Consider the following 663-nt stretch of genomic DNA (forward strand, 5'->3'; position numbering starts at 1 on the left):
CGACGCCCGCACCGCCCCACCCGTCATCGGCGAATAACAGGAACCTCCACCCCCGAAGGGATCGACGAGCCAAACGAGGGGAACCGACACGATGCCTGAATTCGACCAGCCGATACCGGCGCCGACCACCGACTCCGGGCAAGACCAAGGCGGACTCTGGGCCAAGGTCAACCCGTTCAACGCCGAATCCATGGCCAAAGCCGAAAAACAGTCCGGCGAACTGCTCGAATCGGCCAAGGGCGGCGGCTTCCCTGTCAGCGAAAACGCCGGTAAAGACCTGCAAGACGCCATCACCGAAGCCCTCGGCGACCTCGACGAGATCATGTACGAGGCGGATGGTCTCGCGGAGGAGCCAAAGCTAGGCACCGGCCCGTACGCAAAACAGGTTGCCCAGCACGTGCAGCAAAGTGGTAATGGTCCGAGAGGGATCCTGCCGATGCTGCGGAAGCTCCGCACTGTACTTGAGCAGTCGGAGGAGGCATTGAAGATCGCCATGCGAAACTACCACGAAGCCGAAGAACAGCAGAAGCAAACCTTCCGACAGTAGGAGCCACCACCAGTGCGTCTCATACGCGCCACGCTTCTGCCGCTCGCCGCTATGGCTGCCGTCGCCGTTACGGCTTGTTCCAACAGCGAGAGCGGCACGCCGGAAGTCGATGCAGG

Annotated in this window: 1 protein-coding gene; it reads left to right on the forward strand. The window is 62.1% G+C overall.

All coding sequences use genetic code 11. The features are described from left to right. Positions 1 to 91: 91 nt before the first annotated feature. Positions 92 to 547, forward strand: coding sequence for a hypothetical protein (locus ABD323_RS43280; RefSeq protein WP_344447513.1), 456 nt, complete (start codon positions 92 to 94; stop codon positions 545 to 547). Positions 548 to 663: the final 116 nt, after the last annotated feature.

The sequence above is a fragment of the Kitasatospora nipponensis genome, from assembly GCF_039528135.1.
Lineage (GTDB): Bacteria > Actinomycetota > Actinomycetes > Streptomycetales > Streptomycetaceae > Kitasatospora > Kitasatospora nipponensis.

Bases quoted from the DNA above. Each gene is read 5' to 3' on its own strand.
- ABD323_RS43280 (WP_344447513.1), top strand. From the start codon at position 92: ATGCCTGAATTCGACCAGCCGATACCGGCGCCGACCACCGACTCCGGG.